The sequence below is a fragment of the Mycobacterium sp. genome (assembly GCF_050700595.1).
Classification (GTDB): Bacteria; Actinomycetota; Actinomycetes; order Mycobacteriales; family Mycobacteriaceae; genus Mycobacterium.
On record NZ_JBOHHI010000026.1, the window covers coordinates 1 to 21,090 of the forward strand.

The 21,090-nt window shown below is 66.8% G+C and carries 18 protein-coding genes, 1 tRNA gene and 1 pseudogene; 8 read left to right on the forward strand and 12 right to left on the reverse strand.

Annotated features, from left to right (window positions below):
- The 3 genes from ACRDTL_RS02290 to dcd all read right to left on the reverse strand — a co-directional run.
- A partial coding sequence (locus ACRDTL_RS02290; RefSeq protein WP_431505105.1) for a DUF7159 family protein occupies window positions 1-1,311 on the reverse strand: 1,311 nt, incomplete at its 3' end.
- Window positions 1,312-1,401: 90 nt separating this feature from the next.
- The gene (locus ACRDTL_RS02295; protein WP_431505106.1) at window positions 1,402-2,838 is read right to left on the reverse strand and encodes a DUF7159 family protein; all 1,437 of its coding nucleotides are present in this window, start codon (window positions 2,836-2,838) and stop codon (window positions 1,402-1,404) included.
- Window positions 2,839-2,999: 161 nt separating this feature from the next.
- The gene (gene dcd / locus ACRDTL_RS02300; protein WP_431505107.1) at window positions 3,000-3,572 is read right to left on the reverse strand and encodes a dCTP deaminase; all 573 of its coding nucleotides are present in this window, start codon (window positions 3,570-3,572) and stop codon (window positions 3,000-3,002) included.
- A gap of 83 nt (window positions 3,573-3,655) precedes the next feature.
- Between dcd and ACRDTL_RS02305 the strand changes: the two genes are divergently transcribed.
- Both ACRDTL_RS02305 and ACRDTL_RS02310 read left to right on the forward strand, forming a co-directional pair.
- A tRNA-Gly gene (locus tag ACRDTL_RS02305) sits at window positions 3,656-3,729 on the forward strand.
- A gap of 177 nt (window positions 3,730-3,906) precedes the next feature.
- Window positions 3,907-4,713: a L,D-transpeptidase gene (locus ACRDTL_RS02310; protein WP_431505108.1), complete on the forward strand. Its 807-nt coding sequence runs from the start codon at window positions 3,907-3,909 to the stop codon at window positions 4,711-4,713.
- Window positions 4,714-4,852: 139 nt separating this feature from the next.
- Here ACRDTL_RS02310 and ACRDTL_RS02315 read toward each other — a convergent pair whose 3' ends face one another.
- The gene (locus ACRDTL_RS02315) at window positions 4,853-5,416 is read right to left on the reverse strand and encodes a hypothetical protein (RefSeq protein ID WP_431505109.1); all 564 of its coding nucleotides are present in this window, start codon (window positions 5,414-5,416) and stop codon (window positions 4,853-4,855) included.
- A 186-nt stretch (window positions 5,417-5,602) separates the two neighbouring features.
- The gene (locus ACRDTL_RS02320; protein WP_431505110.1) at window positions 5,603-6,277 is read right to left on the reverse strand and encodes a hypothetical protein; all 675 of its coding nucleotides are present in this window, start codon (window positions 6,275-6,277) and stop codon (window positions 5,603-5,605) included.
- 174 nt (window positions 6,278-6,451) lie between these two features.
- Between ACRDTL_RS02320 and ACRDTL_RS02325 the strand changes: the two are divergent.
- Window positions 6,452-7,429 (forward strand): annotated as a pseudogene (locus tag ACRDTL_RS02325) (AMP-binding protein).
- A 9-nt stretch (window positions 7,430-7,438) separates the two neighbouring features.
- Here ACRDTL_RS02325 and ACRDTL_RS02330 read toward each other — a convergent pair.
- On the reverse strand, window positions 7,439-8,284 hold the full coding sequence (locus ACRDTL_RS02330; protein WP_431505142.1) for a glycoside hydrolase family 16 protein: 846 nt from the start codon (window positions 8,282-8,284) through the stop codon (window positions 7,439-7,441).
- 144 nt (window positions 8,285-8,428) lie between these two features.
- Here ACRDTL_RS02330 and ACRDTL_RS02335 point away from each other — a divergent pair, with 144 nt between their 5' ends.
- Window positions 8,429-9,925: a glycosyltransferase family 39 protein gene (locus tag ACRDTL_RS02335; RefSeq protein ID WP_431505143.1), complete on the forward strand. Its 1,497-nt coding sequence runs from the start codon at window positions 8,429-8,431 to the stop codon at window positions 9,923-9,925.
- 3 nt (window positions 9,926-9,928) lie between these two features.
- Here ACRDTL_RS02335 and ACRDTL_RS02340 read toward each other — a convergent pair whose 3' ends face one another.
- The 5 genes from ACRDTL_RS02340 to ACRDTL_RS02360 all read right to left on the reverse strand — a co-directional run bounded on the left by ACRDTL_RS02340 (window position 9,929) and on the right by ACRDTL_RS02360 (window position 15,937).
- The gene (locus ACRDTL_RS02340; RefSeq protein WP_431505144.1) at window positions 9,929-10,741 is read right to left on the reverse strand and encodes a glycoside hydrolase family 16 protein; all 813 of its coding nucleotides are present in this window, start codon (window positions 10,739-10,741) and stop codon (window positions 9,929-9,931) included.
- A gap of 90 nt (window positions 10,742-10,831) precedes the next feature.
- Window positions 10,832-11,215 carry a hypothetical protein gene (locus ACRDTL_RS02345; protein WP_431505111.1) on the reverse strand — a complete coding sequence of 128 codons (384 nt, stop codon included), beginning with the start codon at window positions 11,213-11,215 and terminating at the stop codon, window positions 10,832-10,834.
- A gap of 9 nt (window positions 11,216-11,224) precedes the next feature.
- The gene (locus tag ACRDTL_RS02350) at window positions 11,225-12,589 is read right to left on the reverse strand and encodes a DUF7159 family protein (RefSeq protein WP_431505112.1); all 1,365 of its coding nucleotides are present in this window, start codon (window positions 12,587-12,589) and stop codon (window positions 11,225-11,227) included.
- Window positions 12,590-12,760: 171 nt separating this feature from the next.
- Entirely contained in the window at window positions 12,761-14,596 is a 1,836-nt protein-coding gene (locus tag ACRDTL_RS02355; protein ID WP_431505113.1) for an Hsp70 family protein, read from the reverse strand.
- A 111-nt stretch (window positions 14,597-14,707) separates the two neighbouring features.
- Window positions 14,708-15,937 carry a hypothetical protein gene (locus ACRDTL_RS02360; protein WP_431505114.1) on the reverse strand — a complete coding sequence of 410 codons (1,230 nt, stop codon included), beginning with the start codon at window positions 15,935-15,937 and terminating at the stop codon, window positions 14,708-14,710.
- A 67-nt stretch (window positions 15,938-16,004) separates the two neighbouring features.
- Between ACRDTL_RS02360 and ACRDTL_RS02365 the strand changes: the two genes are divergently transcribed.
- A complete protein-coding gene (locus tag ACRDTL_RS02365; protein WP_431505115.1) occupies window positions 16,005-16,478 on the forward strand; it encodes a nuclear transport factor 2 family protein in 474 nt (157 codons plus the stop codon).
- 23 nt (window positions 16,479-16,501) lie between these two features.
- On the opposite strand, the gene ACRDTL_RS02370 is transcribed toward ACRDTL_RS02365, so the two are convergent.
- Complete coding sequence (locus ACRDTL_RS02370) at window positions 16,502-17,167, reverse strand: L,D-transpeptidase family protein (protein WP_431505116.1); 666 nt, start codon at window positions 17,165-17,167, stop codon at window positions 16,502-16,504.
- 196 nt (window positions 17,168-17,363) lie between these two features.
- Here ACRDTL_RS02370 and ACRDTL_RS02375 point away from each other — a divergent pair, with 196 nt between their 5' ends.
- The 3 genes from ACRDTL_RS02375 (at window position 17,364) to bluB (ending at window position 21,087) form a co-directional block, all read left to right on the forward strand.
- Window positions 17,364-19,829 (forward strand): ATP-binding cassette domain-containing protein, encoded by a 2,466-nt coding sequence (locus ACRDTL_RS02375; RefSeq protein ID WP_431505117.1) that lies wholly within the window; start codon window positions 17,364-17,366, stop codon window positions 19,827-19,829.
- Window positions 19,830-19,859: 30 nt separating this feature from the next.
- Window positions 19,860-20,342: a hypothetical protein gene (locus ACRDTL_RS02380; protein ID WP_431505118.1), complete on the forward strand. Its 483-nt coding sequence runs from the start codon at window positions 19,860-19,862 to the stop codon at window positions 20,340-20,342.
- Between the two features lie 82 nt (window positions 20,343-20,424).
- Window positions 20,425-21,087 carry a 5,6-dimethylbenzimidazole synthase gene (gene bluB, locus ACRDTL_RS02385; protein WP_431505119.1) on the forward strand — a complete coding sequence of 221 codons (663 nt, stop codon included), beginning with the start codon at window positions 20,425-20,427 and terminating at the stop codon, window positions 21,085-21,087.
- The last annotated feature ends 3 nt before the right edge of the window (window positions 21,088-21,090 follow it).

The window sequence follows — 21,090 nt, forward strand, 5'->3', positions numbered from 1 at the left end:
TCCCTGGCCCGGAGGGCCGAAGATCGGCGGCACTTGCGGCATGACCGGGGGTGGCGGAGCCGCCGGCGCGGGTGCCGGAGCCCTAGGTGCAGGCGCCGGAGCCGCCGGCGCGGGTGCCGGAGCCGCAGGTGCAGGCGCCGGAGCCGCCGGCGCGGGAGCGGGAGCCGCAGGTGCAGGCGCCGGAGCCGCCGGCGCGGGTGCCGGGGCGGCCGGAGCGGACGGCGGAGGCGGGCCGGGCGGCGCCTGCTTGCTCGGGGCCATCTTCTGACCGGGATTGGGTTGCTCACCGATCGTCGGGTGCATCGTCATCACCAGCGCAACCACCAGCGCGATCACCCCGACGACGAAGACCGCAGCCACTGCGCTCGCCACCAGCACCGTGGGCCGGCGCTTGTGCTGGCGCTGATCCTGGCCATCGACGGCGGTGAACGCGCCGGTACGCGGGCTCTGCTGGTTGGCGGCGACGGTGGCCGCATCACCTTCGTCGGCAGCGACCGCACTGTAGGCCAGCGGGCGGTCGCCCGGCGCTGCGTTTGCCGGCGCGTCGACACGATATCCGGGAGTCACCGCATAGGGGTCGATCGCACCGGTGCCCGGATCCTGGGCATAGGCCAGCGCCATCGTCGACGACGCGAACAGCGGCGCGTTCGCCGAGGCCAGCGCCGCCCCACGCGCCAGCGCCATGTCCGGCTCCTCCGGCGCGCTCACCGGAAGCGAGGTGGCCGCCTCCAGCCGAGGCTTGAGCGCGGCGATGTCGACACCGGAGCCGACCATGAACAGACCATCGGGGTACGACTCGAGGGTCTGCATGTCGGTGACCAGTGCGGCAAGCTCAGTGGCAGTGTCACCGCTGTTGAGCGGCTCGTGGCGCATCTCGGCGACCGATCCGTCGGCGGAATCGACAACAGCGAGTGTCACGGTATCGGGCTCGACGAACAACAACCCGGTACGGCGATAGCCGACCGAGCTGCCAACCTCCTGCGCCAGCGCCGCCGCGGCCAAAAACGCCGAGACCAGCATGACGTTTTCGATCTTGTGGGCAGTCAACGCGTCGCGTAGCGCGGCGGCTTCCGCTTGGTCGCTCCAGGTCACCCCCGTCGATGTCAGCTGGTAACCGCCCTCCGCGGCGCCTTCGCGGGTACCCAGGATCGCCGCGATCACCTGCTCCGGTGCGGTGGGTGGCGCCGAATCGTCACCAGCGATGTCGACGGTGTCCTCCTCGACGGTGACGCCGTCGCCGTTTTCCCCTTCGACCAGCACCATGCGCACTGTCGAGGGCGCCATCGATACACCTAGTACCGTGTCCAACACTCCTCCAAAGGTCTCCGCAGGCAGTCAGCCTGTGGGTGGGGAGTACCCCGTTTCGCCGCGCTCGGCACGGTATGGCCGCGGCTCGGGCTCTTAGAACCCGATGCCGAGATGGAGGCCCGGAACCGGCAGCGGGACTTTGATGCCCGGGCCGCCGAACCCACCACCGCCGCCGTGGCCCCAGCCACCGCCGCCGTGATCGCCGCCCCAGGGTCGAACCGGCGGCCCCGGCGCGGGCGGCGCCAAAACCTGCCCGAGTTGCGGCAGCACCGGCGGGATCGGCGGTGGAGGAGGAGGCGCGGGGGCGGGTGCCGGCGCAGGAGCGGGTGCACGCGCAGGGGCCGGGGCGGGAGCCGGCGCGGGAGCGGGCGCAGCCGTCTTGGGCGGGGCCGTAGCCGGGGCGGGCACTTGCGCCTTCGGGGGCGGCGGCGCCTGCTTGGTCGGTACGACGGCGTTCTGGCCGAGGTTGGGCCGCTGATTGACCGACGGTCGGATGCTGACTGCCAGCGAAATCACCAGTGCCACAACGCCGACGACGAATATGCTCAGAACGCTCATCGCGGTCAGGAATGGTTTGCGACTGGGCTCTTCGGCCGGTGCGACCCGGAAGTCGAGCATGCCGGAGTCCAGCAGCTCTTCGTCGTCTGCGGCGTCGGAATAGGCGTCGGGGCCTTCTTGTGTATAGGCCTCGGCTTCCTCGTCGGGAACAGCGCTGTAGGCCAGGGCCTCCTCGCCGGGATCGGCATCGTCGGGAACGGAGAGGTAACCGGGTGCGACCGCGTCCGGGTCGATCGCACCGGTGCCGGGGTCCTGCGCATAGGCCAGGGCGGCGGTCGACGAGACGAACAGCGGCGCGTTCGCGGACGCCAGCGCCGCGCCGCGGGCGAGCGCGATGTCCGCTTCCGCGGGCGTGCTCACCGGGAGCGACGTCGCGGCCTCCAACGCCGGCTTGATCAGCGGGACGTCGACGCCGGAGCCGCCGACGACGAACAGGCCGTCGGGGCGGGCTTCCAGCGCATCGGCCATGGAGACCAGCTCGGTCAGTTCGGCGACGGCCCGGTCATCGTCCTCGGGGAGGTTCAGCCGGTGCACATCGGAGACCGAACCGTCGGCGGAGTCGACCACGGCCAAGGTGGCGCTGTCCGGCTCGACGAACAGCAGTGCCGTCTGCGCGTAATTGGTGGCGTTGCCGACCTCCTGCGCCAGCGCGGCGGCCGCCAAAAACGCCGAGATCAGCATGACGTTTTCGATCTTGCGGGCGCCCAGGGCGTCACGCAGCGCACCCGCCTCGAGCTGGTCGGTCCAGGTCACCCCGGTCGCCGCCAGGTGGTAGCCGCCCTCGGCGGCGCCTTCGCGGGTACCGAGGATCGCCGCGACTACTTGATCGGCGGTCGTAGAGTTTGCTGATTCACCGTCGGGAGTGATCTCGAAATCGTCCTGGTCGACCACGACACCGTCGGCGTTTTCCCCCTCGACGAGCACCATGCGGACCGTCGACGGCGCCATCGACACACCCAGTACGGTCTCCACTACCCCTCCACAGTAGTTTGCGGGCCGCTCGCACTTCATCGCCGCACCGTTGGCGCGGCGACAAATTCTATGAAGTTCTGGAGCGGCGTGGGCCCCCGCTGGCCCCTGTCTTTCGACCATACCTGGCGCACTGCGGAAGGGCCGCTCGCCGTCTGCCGGGCTTAGCTGGACTTGATGAAATTCTGGTAGGACCGCGACGGCGTCGGCCCGCGCTGACCCTGGTACTTCGACCCGGCCCGCGCACTACCGTAGGGATGCTCGGCCGGACTGGTCAACCGCAGGATGCACAACTGGCCGATCTTCATGCCCGGCCACAGTGTGATCGGTAAGTTCGCGACGTTGGAGAGCTCCAGCGTGATGTGCCCACTGAAACCGGGATCGATGAAGCCGGCGGTCGAGTGCGTCAACAGCCCCAGCCGCCCCAGCGACGATTTGCCCTCCAGCCGGCCGGCCAGGTCGTCCGGCAAAGTGCACAGCTCCAACGTCGAGCCGAGCACGAACTCCCCGGGGTGCAGCACGAAGGGTTCTCCGTTGGCCGGCTCCACCAGAGTGGTCAGCTCGTCTTGCTGCTGCGCCGGGTCGATGTGGGTGTAGCGGGTGTTGTTGAAGACCCGAAACAGGCTGTCGAGGCGAACGTCGACGCTAGATGGCTGGACCAGCGTGTCGTCGAACGGGTCGATGCCCAACCTGCCGGCGGCGATTTCGGCCCTGAGGTCACGATCGGAAAGCAGCACCCAACGAGCGTATCCGCACGTGGCTGCGGCCGCGTTGGTGATGAACGGCGCGGCGTCGGGTGCTAGCCTTCGCGTGCGGCCGCGCCGATGTAGTTCAATGGCAGAACATCAGCTTCCCAAGCTGAATACGCGGGTTCGATTCCCGTCATCGGCTCCAGTGTGATCACCGATCCTGAGCGCCTCACCTCGACCGCCTCAAGTTGCCGGATTCGCTCGCTGATGCCAAAACGTGACAAAGACTTGACCGAATCGCTAACGCGCCCTTGCATTTCCACTTGTCACAGCACCGTTACCATCACTATTACAACTCTGTCAGTTAAAGGGAATTGGAATCATGCGTGCGGTTGCTCGGTGCGTTGTTGTCGTCGTCGGGATCGCCACGACAGTGGTTGCGGGACCGGCCGGCGTAAGCCTGGCGGCGGCGAACCAGTCGGATATGTCCGCCATCGCATCGGTGCTACCAACGCGCGGCGAGGTGGTGGGTGTGGCGCACCCCGTGGTGGTGAGGTTCAGCGCGCCCGTCGCCAACCGGCATGCGGCCCAGCGTGGTATTGACGTCAAATCGGCGCCCGCGATGACCGGCACGTTCGAATGGCTCGACAACAATGTTGTGCAGTGGGTTCCGGACCGGTTCTGGCCGGCGCACAGCACGGTGGCGCTTTCGGTGGGCGGCCTGTCCACGGACTTCAAAACGGGTCCCGCGGTCGTCGGTGTTGCCAATATCTCGGAGCACACGTTCACCGTGAGTATCAACGGAGTCGAGGCGGGACCACCGCCTGCACTACCAGCACCACACCACCGACCTAACTGGGGAATACCGGGGGTGATGCCGGCCTCGATGGGTAGGCCGCACTTCCCGACGCCGGTCGGCTCCTACACCGTCATGTCCAAGGAACGCTCGGTGATTATGGATTCGAGCAGCGTCGGCATCCCCGTCAACGATCCCGAGGGTTACCGGATCCCGGTGGATTACGCCGTCCGTATCAGCGGCCGTGGCCTCTTCGTGCATTCAGCCCCGTGGGCTGTCAATTCACTCGGGCGTGAGAATGTCAGCCACGGCTGCATCGGGCTAAGCCCCACGGACGCAGAGTGGTACTACAACACGGTCCACATTGGCGACCCGGTCATCGTGCAGGAATAACGGCGGCGTCAGCCGCCGGTTTCAGGATGCTCCGCACCTAGATGATGTGCGGGTGCACGCGCGTCAAGCCGTTGTCCTCGACAGGGTTTGACCCGCTGATAGCAACCCAGCGGGTCCGCAATCCGGAAGAGAATCAGCCTCAGTTCGCGCCCGCGGCCGCAGGACCGGGCGGAACCGGCTGACCAGACACGGGCCCGCCGGCCGGTGCCGGACCAGTCGGGGCACCCTTACCCCCATAGGTACCGGACATGTCAATGAGTGGAGCGCCATCCGGCAGTGCCGCAGCCACCGGCCCCAGTGCAATCAGCGGAGCGCCAGCCGGCACCACCGGCAGCGGCGCACCCACCGGAGCGCCAAGGGGCAGCGGCGCACCCACCGGCAGCGGAGCACCAACGGGCACCGGGGCGCCCACCGGCACCGGCGCACCCACTGGCGCCACGACCGGCCCCGGTGCAACCAACGGAATACCCGCCATGTCGGTGAGTGCAGCGCTGCACACGTCCGCGGCCAAAGGTCCGCCGGCGGCTGCCAACGGTCCGCTGGCTGCCGGCGCTCCAACGTCGCCCGCCGTCCCCTGCATGCACGCGGACCCGCCCGTTTTCAGCGGGGCGGCCGCCGCGCCCGGGCTCAACGCTATTGCGGCCCCGCACAACCCAGCCCCGACAGCAACTACGGTGATGTTGAATCGATCGAAGATCGTCATCAACGTCAACTCCTTATTCACGCTCAGATACTTCCGACCCGCATAGCCGTACCGAGGTCGTGTTCGCACGACCGGCTCAATTGTTATTGAGTGGATGTGGAACACGAGTCCCGCCGCGCCGCGCCGTTTCCAAATGGTGACGTTCGGCCGGCGCTGGTCCCTCAAGACGTGCGCTGATCGGTGCGCTCAGCGGACGTAGATTTCCTCGCCGGTGGGGTATCCGCCGCCGGTGGTGGTGATGTGGACGTGGTCGTAGTGGCCATACCCACGTCCCTTGGGGCCGTCCGGGGTGTAGTAAGTGCCGCGCCAGATGGCATCTTGCAACCCGAATCGCTGTGCGTTCTCGAGCGCGAACGCCACGATCTGGTTTCCCAGCGCTATGCCCGCGGCGGTGCCGGGGTCGGGGATCATGACATCGAGCGCCATACCGTTGGGATGCCATCTCAGCGCGTCCGGTCGAACGCCGCCGATACTGTGGATCTCCGGGAACGCCGCGCTGATACTCCGAGCGGTCAAGATCGTCCTGACCTGCAGACCCTGCTCTGCGGCGACGCCAATCGGTAACAGCCGCGGGCTATCTCGGCCGACCGCCCGCCATCGTGATGCCGAGACCATCTGGCCGGGATCGGGGCCGATGCCCGGTTGCCCGCCGGAGCGGGCCGCCGACAATGCGCCCGGCGCCGCCGCGACGATCTGCAGGTGAGACGCCGCAACCTCGTCGGCAAACGAATCGGCACCGCAGCCGGCACCGAGCGGAGGGGCGCTTCCGCCGACGGCGAACAACACGGCGGCCGGGGCGCAAACCGCAGCCACGACCACCGATGGCCGTCGCCGCCTGCTGGGTAATCGGTGCCGGCCCACGGCAAGCACCTTACGAGCAAATCACGGAAAAATCACAATTTCATAAAGATCCGCAAGTGACGGCGGGTTTGCCCCTCCGTCAGGATGCTCGGCAGCGACGTGCTCGCCGCCGCCCACACCGAAACATCGACCAGCGAATTCCCCCGGCTGGACAACAGATGGCACCCTCGGAGCATGACCGAGCAGCCACCCCAGCCTCGCCTTCTCGATGACCGGTTGACCCACTGGGCCGCCACCAAGCCGGACGCGGAGGCCTTCAGCTACCTCGAGCACGTGGGCGTGGCGGAAATGGAGCGACCGGGCGCGGCGGCTGGCGACGACGCAAGCGGGCCGTGGCGCGCGACGACGTGGTCGCGTTCCTCGACAAGAACCGCCCGGCGTGCGTCGAGTTGACGATTGCCGCGGCGTCGACCGGCGCGGCCAACGCGATCATCAACTTCCGGCTCGCCGCCGACGAGCTGGACTACGTCATCAACGACTGCGGCCGGCGATCGAGAAGCTCCGCGACAGGCTCACCAACGTCGAGCACATCATCGAGGTCACGCCCGGCGGCGGCGACGGCGACGAGTACGAGGCGCTGCTCGCCGGGGCGACGCCCACCCAGCGGGGCGCCGACGTCGAACCCGGCGACGTGTGCATGGTGATGTATTCGTCCGGCACCACCGGTCGCCCGAAGGGGCTGTCAGCTGTTGCGGTGTGAGTGGTTGCCCTCACAGATGTGCCGACCGGTCAGCCCGGCGAATTGTGGTTCCGCACACCACAATTGATGAAAGGCTATCTAAACAGGCCGGAGGCGACCGCCGACGCGGTCACCGCCGGTTGCGTTGAGTGTGGGGGTTGTGAGCGAAGAATTCGGGAAATCGCGTACATAACCCACACACTCAACGCAACCAGCCGCCGGCGACATCGGCTGGGTCGACGACGACGGCTACATCTTCGTCGAGGACCGGCTCAAGGACATGATCATTTCCGGCAGCGAGAACATCTACTCGATCGAAGTCGAGCGGGTGCTGGCCGAACATCCGGGGTGGCTACAAGTGTCCGAAGACCGTGGACATCAAGGAGGAGCTACCGCGGAACCCAACCGGGAAAGTACTGAAAAGAGAACTGCGCCAACAATATTGGCAGGGCAGCGACCGGGCCACCGTCTAAAGCCGGTTGTCAGAAGACCCGCACCCAGTCGATGAGCATATCCGCCGGATAAGAACCCGACGCGGGATCGCCGCCACCCGAACCACCGACCGCGAGATTCAAGACCGGAAACATCGTGTAGTCCGGGTCGTTGAATGGCCACTTGCGGATCGGATCGTTCAAGTCTTCGATGCCGGTCGCCGGAACGCTGAAGTACGGTTCGGCACCGTCGACGTAGTCTTCCCAGAAGTAGAAACCGGTCTGATTCCACGTGACTCGCCAGGTATGCCACCCGCCGTCCACCCCGATCGGATGGGTCTCGAATGCTGTGCCGAATGGATCCGCGTGGACGGTGGTTCCAGAAGGCCACTCCCCGTTGCCGTACCACTCGAGCAGGTCCACTTCGCCCTCCCGATCGGGGAAGTCATTGGACAACCACCAGGCCGGCCAGCAACCCGCGGTGAGGCAGTTGAGTTTGATGCGCGCTTCCCACGTGGTCCCGATGCCGCCCCGCCAGTTACCGCTGACCAGGCCGCCGAAGTAGGTGCTGGGCTCTCGGGTGGCCCGCAGGACGAGATTGGAATTGCCGTCCAGGAATACGTTTTGCCGACTGTCCCGGTAATCCCCCCAAAACTCTGGTCTGTCGAATCCCCGCGGGTCCTTGATGGGCGTCCGGTGGTTCGACACCGTCCAGTTCGCCGGATTGGGCGCCGAGCCCGCCGGGCCGTCGAACTCGTCGTGGAAGAGGAAACCGCCGGTGGCGGCACCCGGCGCCGGGGCCTCCGGTCGCGGCGGGTAGGCCCGGGCTTTGGGCGCAGGGGTCGCGGCTGCCAGCGCGCCGATCCCCATCGTCAACATGATGCTGCGTCGGCTCATCTCAGTCACAACCAAGGGACGATAGCAGCCCACCGCTTGGTGTGCCGGAATGGGAGATTCTGGCAACATAGCGGCGTGTTCAGCGGTGGGTTGCGGCGTCACCTCGGTGTGCTTCGCGGTGACCAGCGGACACCGCCGGGAGCTGTGCTAGACCCGCTGACAGTCGGCGTCCTGGCCGCCGCCGCGAGTCTGGGTGGCGCGGGCCGTCCGTCGTTCTGGTACGACGAGGCGGCCACCATTTCGGCCGCATACAGTCGTTCCCTGGGTGAGTTGTGGCGGATGGTGAGCGACGTCGACGCCGTCCACGGCCTGTACTACCTGCTCATGCACGGCTGGTTTCAAATCTTCCCGCCCACGGAGTTCTGGTCTCGCGTGCCAAGCGGTCTGGCGGTTGGCGGCGCCGCGGCCGGAGTAGTGGTGCTGGGCAAGCAGTTCTCGTCTCGCACCGTCGCGGTGGCCTCCGGAGTTCTGTGCGCGATCTTGCCGCGATCAACGTGGGCCGGAATCGAGGCTCGCCCGTATGCCGTTTCGATGATGGCCGCCGTGTGGCTGACGGTACTGCTGGTTTACGCCGCACGTCGTGACCAGGGGTGGGTCTGGTTGTGCTATGGGATCGCCCTGGCGATGTCGATTCTTCTCGACGTGTATCTCGTGCTGTTGTCTTTCGTGCACGTCGCTTTCATGTGTGTCTTCCAGCGCAGGCGAAAAGTCCTGCTGCGCTTCGTCATTACGTCGGTTCTGGCGGGTGGTGCCGTGGCGCCGTTTATGGCGATAGTCATGGGCCAAGCGCATCAGATCAGCTGGATCGCACCGATCGGGCGCCGGACGCTCGAAGATGTGACCATTCAACAATATTTCGAAAGGAGCCCCCCATTCGCGATTGTGTCCGCCCTGGTGATAGCGACGGCTATCGTCTTGTGGCTCTGCGAATCAACGCAACTCGCGGAGTCAGATCGGCAGCTGTTGACCTTGGCGCTCGGATGGCTTGTGATACCGACCGGCCTGATCGTCACCTGGTCGGCATTGGTGCACCCGATTTACACGCCGCGCTACCTGTGCTTCACCGCACCCGCGATGGCGCTGATCCTGGGCATCTGTATCGGCGCATTGGCGGTCAAACCGTGGGCGGTAGCAGTTCTGGTTTGCCTTTTCGCTGTTGTCGCAGCACCGAATTATATTCGGGCACAACGCAACCCGTATGCCAAATACGGGATGGACTACAGCCAAGTGGCCGATCTGATCACCGCGAAGGCAGCGCCGGGTGATTGCTTGCTGGTGAACGACACGGTGACGTTCATGCCCGCTCCGATGCGCCCATTGATGGCTGCGCGGCCGGATGCCTACCGAAAGCTGATCGACCTCACCCTTTGGCAACCAGCGACGGACAGCAACGACGTCTTCGATACCAACCTCATACCGGAGGTTGTCGCCAAGCCGTTAAGTCACTGTCGAGTGGTGTGGATCATCACCGAAGCCGACGAGGCGGTGCCCGATCACGAGCAAGCTTCAATGCTCCCGCCCGGCACACGCTTCGGACGAACTCCCGCCTTCTCGGTTCCGCGCGACCTGGGCTTCCAGCTGGTCGAGCGCTGGCAGTTCAACCTGGTTCAGGTGATCAAGGCCGAGAAACCGGGGCGATAACACTCACCAGACCCGGATGTAGTCGATGAGCATTTGCGACGGGAAGGTACCCAGGGCGGGATCACCGCCACCCGGCCCACCGACCGCAAGGGTAAACATGGGAGACAGCCAATAGCCGGGATTGTTGAACGGCCACCGCATGTCTTCAGGCGGGCCGCCGGCGACGTGGACCGGCTTCGGCGGAACACTGAAGTATTCTGCGCCGTCTCGCGAAAATTTGAAACCATCCTCAGCCCAACGCATTTGCCAGGTGTGCCAAGCACCGTCAACCAAGCCGGGAATCGATTTCCCTTCCCATGTTTTCCCGTTGGACGCCGCGTGGACCGTGGTTCCCGGGGGCCACTGGCCGTTGCCGTACCACTCGAAAATGTCGATCTCGCCGTCTGGCTCAGGATCTTCGTTGACGGCCCAGTACGAGGGCCAAAGGCCGGGGAACAAGCAGTCCAGCTTTATCCGTGCTTCCCAGGTGGTGCCGATAAGGCCCCGCCAGTTGCCTCGCAGTTTGCCGCTGAAGTATTGGCCGTTTTCTTGGTTGGCGCGGAGGACGAGATTGGAATTGCCGTCGAGGAACACGTTTTGGGCACGGTATATCCCCTCGACCGGCGGGAACACATCGTCCTGCCACGTCTGCACGGTCCACTTGCTCAAATCGGGGCCTTGGCCGGCCGGGCCGTCGAACTCGTCGGAGAAAATGTAGTTCCCGGGAGCACCGGACGGCGCGGCAGGCGGTGACGGGTAAGCCCCGGCCTGTGGAAGACGGGCCGCGGCGGCCAGCGCGCCGATCCCCATCGTCAGCATGATGTTGCGTCGATTCATCTCAGGCACGACTACGAATACAACCATGCGATGCAGGGGGTGCGCATCTAAATCCGGCGGTGTGCCGCACCTTCGGCCGTCGACGTGCGATTACGTCGTCTCGTCAGAATCGTCGAGAACGGTAGCCGCGATACCGTACGGCAGAAACCGGACCTTGCGCGTCGGGTCGGTGTTGTTTTTGTTCGCACGTAGCGCATCGAGCTCCGTCGCGTACACCTCTTCGACGCGCGCGCCGCCGGTGGCGTCGACGGTATAGATCGCCCAGACGCCGTCACCGGCTTCACCGGCGGTTTCCGGCCCGGTGCGCGACCGCCGCGCCAGGTCCTCGAAAAGCGTCGACCATCCCGCGCGGTCACCCGGCACCGTGAGGAACCGGCTGAACCGCTCAAAGGCGTCGCGCAGGCCCTCACCCGCCTCGCGCATTATGCGATCCAAATCTTCCGGATCGAATCCGAACCGACCGTTCTCACCCACAGCAGCGCCCTACGGCCCCGGCGGCGGGGGTGGCGGCGGGTTGATCGGAATCGGCACCGTGACGAATGGCAGGTGCAAGTACATCACCATCGGCGGCAGCTGCGGAGCGGGAGGCGGCGGAGGCGCTGCCGGCGGAGGTGGCGGTGCGGCCGGCGGCGGCGCTGGCGCTTCTTGCGGGGCGGGTGGCACATAGGCCGGTGCTTGCGGTGCCGGAGCTTTGTGGACCGGGGCCGGCGGGACCACAGCCCGCTGCGGCGACTGCTGTACCACCGGCGCGGGCGCCGGGATGGTCTGCGGCGGTGGTGCGGGTGCGGCCGATGGCGGCGGTGCGGGTGGCAATGCTGTGGGCGGCGGTGCGGGTGGTGATGCTGCGGGCGGTGCCGGCGCGGCAGCAGCGGGCGGGTGCCCGGCCGGCGGCGCCTGCTGGGTCGGCACGATGCCCGCGTTCCCGTCGGTTTCATGCCCGCCCGTCGGGCGGACATCGGCGGCCAGCGAAATCACCAGCGCCACAGCACCGATAGCGACGACCGCCGCCACACTGCTGGCGACCAGCAGGCCCGGCCGGCGCCGCGGTATCTCGTTGTCCTCGTCGGTAACAGCGCTGTAGGCAAGCGCCTCGCCGGGCATGTCGGGATCAACTTCACCGGTGCCCGGATCTTGCGCGTAGGCCACCGCGGCGGTCGACGACACGAACAACGGCGCGCCCGCCGAGGCCAGTGCTGCGCCCCGGGCAAGCGCCATCTCCGGCTCCTCGGGTGCGCTCACCGGCAACGAGACCGCTGCGTCCAGTTGCTGCTTGACCGCGACGATGTCGACGCCGCAACCGACCAGGAACGCACCGTCGACACGGGATTCCGGTCCATCCGGGGCAGCGAGCATCGCGACCACCTGGGCCATCGCCTCGTCGTCGTCCTCAGCCAGCACCTCACGGTGCAGATCGACGATCGAGCCGTCGGCGGTCTCGACCACGGCCAGGGTCGCGCTTTCCGGTTCGACGAACAGCAGCGCGGTGCACTCGTAGTCCAGGGCCTGGCCGACGGTCTGAGCCAATGCCGCCGCCGCCAGCAGTGGGGAGACCAGCATGACGTTGTGGATGTCGCGGCCGGCCAATACGTCGCGCAGCGCAGCGACCTCGCCGGGATCCGTCCAGGTCACGCCGGTCGACACCAGGCGGTAGCCGCCTTCGGCGGCGCCCTGCCGGGTGCCGAGGATCGCGGCGATCACCTGCTCGGGCGCGCTGGAGGTTGCCGAACCGCCAGCCGCGATGACCTCGAAAACGTCTTCCTCGACCGTGACGCCGTCCGCGTTTTCGCCTTCGACCAGCATCATGCGGACATCCGTGGGTGTCATCGACACGCCAAGTACGATGTCCACTGCTCCTCCAACATCCTTGCTGGCCACGGTCTTGGGCGGAGGAGTGCGCCGCGGAAGGCCATCTACACGTTTCGTCGCCGTTGTATCGTGCGGCGTTACTTCCCCGCCGGCCCGTAACATCCCCACCCTACTCGTCAGGTGTCAAAAAAAGACCGGGATGGATAGGACAGCTTAGTAGCCGCCGCCGGGGTTGAAGAACGGGTTCTGCGGTGGAGGCGGCTGATTCTCCGGCACCTGAACCGGTATCGGGACCGGCACCAACGGGATCCTCAGGTAGTCGGTGGTCATCGGCACCGTCGTCGTGGTGGTCGTGGTGGTCGGCGGCGGAGTCGTCGTTGTCGTTGTGGTGGTCGTCGTCGTGGTCGTGGTAGTCGTCGGCTGCTGTGTGGTGGTCGGCGGCGGCTGATAGGCCGTGGTCACCGGCGGTGGGGGCGGTGGCGGTGCAGCGCTGGGGGGTGGCGGCGATGCGACGCTGGGCGTGGGCGCTGCGCTGGGCGGCGGTGGCGGCGGCGGGGCTGGCGACGCGGGCGGGGAGCTGACTGGTGGCGGGGGCACCACCACGCTGCTGGTGGGCGCCGGCGGCGCTTTGTGACCGGTGCTGCTCACCAAGGTGTATGCCACGCCGCCGATCGCGATCATCGCGACCAGGGCGGCCAACCCGACCAGGAACTGCGGCAGGCGATAGCCGGGCCGGCGTCGCTCCTCGCCCACTGGGAGATACCGCGACGGCGGGGCGTCGTCGTCTTCGTCGCTATAGGGCTCGCCATAGGGCTCGCTGTACGGCTCGCCGGTGTAGAGCAGCGGCTCATCAGCATCGTCGGCCTGCGACCAGGCCAACTCCCGAAGCGTCGACGACCCGTCCCCGTCGGCAGATCCGTCACCGGAGGACAATCCGAGGATGCCGGTCGTCGCGCCGGCGACCGCGGCCATCGCCGTCGGGGCCGCGACCTCGCCCTGCTCCTGCTCGGCGGGCTCTCGGGAAGCGAACATCGCAGCACCGATTGCCATACACAGCGCGGGACGCGTCGCGGTCACCAGGGCTACCCGTGTGTGCGACGAAAGGCGTTGGGTGACAAGCGGGATGCTGGCACCGCCGCCGGCCGCCGCCACCGCCACGAGGTCGCCGCGCGTCACCTTGTTGCGATCCAGCAGACCGTCGAATCCGGACAGCACACCGCTCAGTGGCTCTTCGATCAGGCTTTCCAGCTCTGCGCGACTCACCTGGATGGTCGAGCGGTGTCCCGGAAGGTCGACGGCCAATTCGGTGGTCGTCGCGGTGGACAACCGCTCTTTGGCCTGGCGGCACTCTTCCCGTAGCCGGCCGAACTGCCCGACGGCTGCGGTGCCGGCCGGATCAATGGTGTCGGTGCGGTCGATGCTGTCCAGAACATGAACCAGTAGCGCTTGATCGATGTGGTCGCCGGAAAACTCCGGGTAACGCAGTGTTTCACCGATCGGCCGAAAACCCGATCCGGCATCGGCCAGCGTGATGCTGGTCCCGCCGCCGCCGAAGTCCAGCAACCCCACCACGCCGCGGGTAGGTAGGCGCGCATCGGAGTTCAACGCAAACAACGCGGCGACAGCATCCGACACCAGTTGCGGGGCCACCCCGCTGCGGACAAACCCGGGATGGGTGCGCAGCGCGTCGCGTAGCGCCTGCACGGCTTTCGGGCCCCAGTGCGCGGGCACCGCGATCGCGATCTCCGACGTCGACGTGTCCGCCCCGGTCGCGGTGACCATAGCGTCGAGTGCCTCGACCAGCAGGAGGTCCGCCTCGTGGGCGGATCCGTCGGCGGACACCAACGCCACCGAGCTGCCGATCCGCTCGACGAAGCCGCTCAGCAACGTGCCGGTCTCGCTGAGGTTGGCGTTTTCCGTGGGCACACCGACTTCCGGTGCGCGATGCGGAAACAGGGTCAACACAGTGCGGCGCGTCACCGGCGGATTCCCGTTACGCACCGCTACCAGGTTCGCGGTCCCGATCGACAACCCCACCGGGTCGTACATATAGCGAATACCTTGCATTGAGAATTGAAAGCGGTCGGCGGCTAACTGCACACGATAACCGCCGTAGCTGAACGTCAAGGTCAGACACACCGCGGGCGCAGATTGGCGGTGTTACACCACCGTAAGTGGCAGGGATCGTCGCGGCTGAAATTGAAACGTCGATCCGCCGCTGACCTTGGCCACTGACACTTCCGGTAATTCCGTTGCAGCGGAGTCGGTTTCGACCAGCCCGGCGGTCCAGTCGGTGTTCGCCCCACGGACCTGCACCTCGAGATGCGGGTCCACTGCGGTGGCGATCGCCTGCAGCGGCTGCACCGACTCGGGCGAGCACAGCGCGATCCAGGCCCCGTCGTCGTGGGCCGGCGACCGATGCACCACCAACTGGCCTCCCACGATCTCGGCCTGCACGTACCCGACGGGGTTGAGCAGCGGATGCAGCTCCAACACCCGAAGTACGCCATCGATGCCGGCGGGCAACGACAGGGCACGGTGGATGCGCTCGGCGCCGAGCCCGGCCAGGCCGATCAGCTGCCGAGTGCCCACCGAGGTGGCCAGTTCGGCGTCGGATCGGCTCCGCGCCCGCACCGCGATCGCGAAGGACAGATACAGCAGGTGCATCTGCAGGCAGACCTCGTCGGCCATCCGCACCAGCGCCGAATGCGAGAACGCGTCGAAGTCGATGTCGGACAGCAGCGGCCCCGAGTAGTCGGCCAGGCCCTCGCCGGCTCGGTCGATCGTGTCGAGTTCCCATGTGGCGGCTTTGGTTTGGCGAACGAGATCCAGTGCGGGGATACCTTCTGCCGCCGGGTAAGACTCGTCGATGATCACTGTCCATGCGCAATGCGGATGGCGGTCGGCCGGTTGGCGGGGCGGGCGGTGGATGGGCCGGCACTGCGCTCGCGGGTTGGTGGCGACCGCGGTGGCGTCGAACGTCGGGTCTTCGATGGTGTGGCACATGCCGAACACGTAGTCCTCACCCATCGGCTCCACATCGAGCAGGGCACCGCAGGATGCCAGCTCGAATTCCCCGTGCCGGCGGTCGTGCACGGTGTAACGGAAGTCCATGAACTGCGGCGGGGCGCCGATGTCGAGCTGCAGACCCTTGAAGATGGTGGGCACGTCGTCGCCCACGAAGTTCAGGGCCCGCTGCATGCGCCGGGTATAGACGGGGCTGGCGCCGGCCCACTCCTCGATCGCGATCTGCAGCATCTCTTCGCGACCGAACGACTGGATGCACCAGGCCATGCCGGAGCGGTCGATCATGTGCCCGATGAGCAGCAACTCGGGGACCAGAACCGCAAGCTCTTGCCGGGATAGCCGCGCGTATCGCGATTGGCTCACGTCTAAAAAACTACCGCAGGCCAGCGGTGCAGCGCTGGGCCGTCGCGGGATGTGCTCCAATGTCGTGATGAACCAACGCGACGCCAGTGTCGACATCGAAGCGATCAAACAGGTCAAGTACCGCTACCTGCGCGGGCTGGACACCAAACACTGGGATGTGTTCGCCGACACCCTCACCGACGACGTCGCCGGCGACTACGGCTCGTCGCTCGGTAAGGAGTTGCACTTCACCAACCGCACCGACCTGGTGGACTACATGCGCTCGGCAATGGGCCCGGGCGTCATCACCGAGCACCGGGTGACCCATCCGGAGATCAGCGTGACCGGCGACGAGGCAACGGGCACCTGGTATCTGCAGGACCGCGTCATCGCGGCCGAGTTCAACTTCATGCTGATCGGTGCGGCGTTCTACCGGGACCGCTACCGCCGCACCGCCGACGGGTGGAGGATCAGCGCGACGGGGTATGACCGCACCTACGAGGCGACAATGTCGTTGGCGGGCATCGATTTCAAGGTGAAACCCGGTCGCGCATTGGCATGAGCGCGCGGCCCCGAACCCGCAACTTAGGTGCCCGATTTTGTAATCGCGATTACCGCGCCGGGCCGCAGCCACCTGATGATCTGCACCAGCGTGCCGTCATCGATCGCCACACAACCCGCGGTCGGCCCGCCGTCGGTGGTATGGAAGAAGAACGCGGCGCCGTCGCCTGGCACACGTGCCTTGTTGACACCCATCACGACTACGTGCTTGTACTGCGGGATGTCGAGGTTTTCGCTCGCGGAGGTGTCGAACGGGCATTGAGCCTTCTGGCACACCTGCATGGTGTTGAAGGTGGGGCTGTTATCGTCGCCGCTCCACCAGTGGTTGGGCCCGACCTGGACGTACGGCAGCCCGCCGCCGGGATTGGGCGCGGTGCCGAACGCGGAGTCGAGCGAATAGACCCCCATCGGGGTGGCCGGATAGCCGCTCTTGGCCTTGGGCGCCAGGCCCGCCGACCCGACATGCGTCGGGATCCCAACCCCAACCGGCTGCCAGCCCGCCGCGGAGCGCTGATAGATATCCATCTTCGCGTTCGAACCGCCAACTCCCACAACCGAAACCACCTGGTTGGCGTTACCGACCGAACGCGCGAACCATGGGGCGCCGACCGCCGCACTCAGCGGCGCGACCGCCGGCGCGAAAACCGCCGCGCACAGCGCAGCGCACAATAAGCCCAGCAGTCGGCGCACCGTTTCATCGTCAACGCCGAGTAATCTCAGCGTCAAGTAAAGGTTTAGCGTCAATCCGGTCACTGCGCGGCCGCAACAGCGCCATCGCGACCTGCAAACCACTCGGATGGCCTATATCATCGCCACCGGGTGTCATTGCCCGGTAACAACGAATCACCTGATTACCCAAAGATTCTCGGGGGTATATGAGCGCGGGATGACGTCTGAGGATGGCCAAACGACCCGATTCGCCGTGCTGAGCGAGGTCAGCGCACCACCGTTGACCGTCTGGCTCGGCTCGGCGATGTACACCTTCCCCGGCGACCGTGACGTAACCGTTGGCCGGGATCGCGACTGCGACATCTGTCTGCATGACGGCAAACCGGCCGACCTCGCGTTGATCTCCCGCGTGCACGCGATCCTGCGGCTCGACGAAGCCCACTGGGTCGTCATCGACAAGAGCCAGAACGGTGTCTTCGTCGACGGCGCCCCCGTTGCCCTGGTGCCCATCCGTGACGGGCAGAGCATCACGCTGGGCAGCCCACACGGACCGCAGTTGACCTTCCGCGCCGCCGAATCGACGGCATCGGCCGAACCGCGCGATCCCCCAACGGTGCCCACCGGCGACGACACGACCACGACCCCGCTCGAACGACCGGCAAGCCCGCCTACCGCGCCGATTCGACGCCCGGCATGGCGAACACGACCCCGGCAACGCCTCGGCGACACGATGCGCCTGCTGCGACAATCAGCACCCGCCCAAGGCTCCACCACGGTAGGCCGCGCCAAAACCAATGGCATCGTCATCGACGACGCGCTGGCGTCCCGGGTGCACGCGGTGCTGCAACCCACCCCGGCAGGCCTTGAGATCCACGACAACAACAGCAGCAACGGCACGTTCGTCAACGGTGCACTGATCACCCGCGCCTTGCTGCGCGACGGCGACATCGTCTCCGTCGGCAACACCGACCTGGTGGTATCGGGCCAGACCCTGGCGCCCCGAACCGCACCGGCACACGCCAGCGGGCTCACCGCCCACGGCCTGGCGTTGACAATCGACGGCCACCCACTGCTACAGGACGTATCGTTCACCGCCAAACCCGGCACGCTGACCGCGGTGATCGGGCCGTCCGGCGCGGGCAAATCCACCTTGGTCAAGCTGATCAGCGGTGCGACGCCGCCGACCGGCGGCGTCGTCGGCTTCGACGGGCACGACGTGCATGCCGCGTATGCCTCGATGCGCTCCCGGATCGGAATGGTGCCCCAAGACGACGTCGTACACCACCAGCTCACCGTCGAACAGGCCCTGGGCTACGCCGCCGAATTGCGACTACCGCCGGACACCACGGCCGCCGACCGTAGTCAGGTGGTCAATCGTGTCCTCGACGAACTGGAGTTGACGCCACACCGGAAGACGCGCGTCGACAAGCTGTCCGGCGGGCAGCGCAAACGCGCGTCGGTGGCGATGGAACTACTGACCGGCCCGTCGCTGCTGATCCTCGACGAACCGACATCGGGGCTCGACCCGGGACTGGACCGGCAGGTGATGACGATGCTGCGTCGGCTCGCCGACGCCGGCCGGGTGGTGATCGTGGTCACGCACTCGTTGACCTACGTCGACGTGTGCGACCAGATTCTGATGCTGGCGCCCGGCGGCAAGACCGCATTCGCCGACCCACCGGCCGAAATCGGGCCGGCGATGGGAACTACCGACTGGGCCGACATCTTCGCCCGGGTCAGCACCGACCCCGACGGCGTGCATCAGGTGTTTTTGGCGCGGCACCCGGCACCTCCGCGACTTTCGCCGACGGCAGGCGCGGCACCGCTGGGCACTCCACCGCGCACCAGTCGGTGGCGCCAGGTCGTCACCCTGGCGCGCCGCCAAACCCGGCTGATCGCCGCCGACCGCGGCTACTTCGCCTTCCTGGCGGTGCTCCCCTTCGTGCTGGGCGTGCTGTCACTGGCAGTCCCCGGCGATACCGGGTTCGGTTACGCCGACCCGCGCGGGTCCGAGCCCAGCGAACCCAATGACATCCTGGTCCTGCTCAACCTCGGTGCGGTGTTCATGGGAACCGCGCTGACGATCCGGGATCTGATCGGGGAACGCTTGATCTTCCGCCGGGAACGGGCCGTCGGCCTGTCGGCGTCGGCCTATCTGATCGCCAAGGTCGTTGTCTACAGCGTCGCGGCGCTGATCCAAACCGGCATCGTCACCGCGATTGTGTCAGCCGGAAAGGGCATGCCGACCCGCGGTGCGGCGCTGTTCGGCGCCGGCACCGTGCCGGCCACCGCGGAACTGTATGTGACGCTGGCCTTGACCGCCATCGTGTCGGCGATGGTGGGGCTGGCATTGTCGTCGCTGGCTCGCTCGAGCGAACAGATATTGCCGATGCTGGTGGTGACGATCATGGCGTCAATGGTGCTGGCCGGCGGCTTGATCCAGGTGACCGGACGCGTCGGCCTCGATCAGGTCTCATGGCTGGTGCCGGCGCGGTGGGGTTTCGCGGCTTCGGCGTCGACGGTCGACCTGCGCACCATCGTGCCGGCCTCGCCCGCCGACCGGTTCTGGTTGCATTCGCCACACTCCTGGTTGCTGGACATGGGAATGCTGGCGCTGCTGGGCGCGGTGGCCACCGGCGTCGTCCGCGTCCGGCTCCGGCTCCATCACATGGCGCAGCGCTAGACCGAGCACCGCTGCGGTCATACTGGGCTGATGCCGGTCTTTGTCCGCAGACTGTTCGGCATCGGCAAGCTGCCCGCCGACTTACGCGCCGAGGTCGAAGCGGAGGGAGTCAGCTATCTCGTCGACTACGTCGCGATCACCCGACGGTTCAGCGGCGCCATCCCGGGTCTGCGTTCTGGGCACAGTGTCGCCAGCTACGTCGGATCGCTGGTATTCACCTCCCGGCGAGTGCTGGCGACGCTGTCCTCGCTGCCCAAGCTGGCCGGTCCCACCGTCGACGTGTTTTGGGACGCGCCGCAGACGGGCGCCGCCACCGCACACATCTCATCGACGGGCCTGCAGGTCGACATCGACATCGGCCGCGTCGATCCGACGTTCCACGGTCAGCTGTCGTTGCACTACAAAGCAGAAATTCCCGGCGACGTGCTCACCGGATTACCGCGCCGACAGCTGAGGTTCGACGTGCCGCCGGAATACATTTTCCGCGCGGTCGGTGTCGGTTACCGACCGTAATTGCGCGGGTCCGGCCACGACGGGCGGCAATTCCGCGAGTCTGTGTCGGCTCGCGAACGGTCCCCGCTTCTACGATGACCCTGTGAGCACGTTCAGTCCGCAGGAGCGACAGGCCGTCTATCGCGTGATCTCCGAACGCCGAGACATGCGCCGCTTTGTGCCGGGCAGCACGGTGCCCGTCGATGTCCTGACACGCCTGCTGCACGCCGCGCATGCGGCGCCCAGCGTGGGGCTGATGCAGCCGTGGCGGTTCATCCGCATCACCGACCAGTCGCTGCGGCTACGCATTCATGCGTTGGTCGACGAGGAACGTCGGCTCACCGCTGCGGCGCTCGGCCGGCGGGCCCGGGAATTTCTCGCGCTGAAGGTCGAGGGCATCCTCGATTGCGCGGAACTGCTGGTTGTTTCGCTGTGCGACGGCCGAGACGCGCACGTCTTCGGCCGCCGCACCCTACCGCAGATGGATCTGGCGTCGGTGTCGTGCGCGATCCAAAACCTTTGGCTCGCGGCGCGATCCGAGGGCCTGGGGATGGGGTGGGTGTCGCTGTTCGATCCGGATCAACTGGCCGGCCTGCTGTCGATGCCCGCCGGCGCCGAGCCGGTGGCGATACTGTGCCTGGGCCCGGTACCCGACTTTCCAGGACGCCCGGCGCTGGAATTGGACGGCTGGGCGTTCGCGCGGCCACTTGCCGAGTTCGTCGCAGAGAACGGCTGGGGTCTACCGTCGTCGGCTGCAAGTGAGTGATCT

Coding starts and splice junctions, on each gene's coding strand:
- ACRDTL_RS02310 (WP_431505108.1), top strand. CDS start 3,907: ATGCGTGCGGTTGCTCGGTGCGTTGTTGTCGTCGTCGGGATCGCCACG.
- ACRDTL_RS02375 (WP_431505117.1), top strand. CDS start 17,364: ATGACGTCTGAGGATGGCCAAACGACCCGATTCGCCGTGCTGAGCGAG.
- ACRDTL_RS02380 (WP_431505118.1), top strand. CDS start 19,860: ATGCCGGTCTTTGTCCGCAGACTGTTCGGCATCGGCAAGCTGCCCGCC.
- ACRDTL_RS02315 (WP_431505109.1), bottom strand. CDS start 5,416: ATGACGATCTTCGATCGATTCAACATCACCGTAGTTGCTGTCGGGGCT.
- ACRDTL_RS02355 (WP_431505113.1), bottom strand. CDS start 14,596: ATGTACGACCCGGTGGGGTTGTCGATCGGGACCGCGAACCTGGTAGCG.
- ACRDTL_RS02330 (WP_431505142.1), bottom strand. CDS start 8,284: ATGAGCCGACGCAGCATCATGTTGACGATGGGGATCGGCGCGCTGGCA.
- ACRDTL_RS02340 (WP_431505144.1), bottom strand. CDS start 10,741: ATGAATCGACGCAACATCATGCTGACGATGGGGATCGGCGCGCTGGCC.
- ACRDTL_RS02365 (WP_431505115.1), top strand. CDS start 16,005: ATGAACCAACGCGACGCCAGTGTCGACATCGAAGCGATCAAACAGGTC.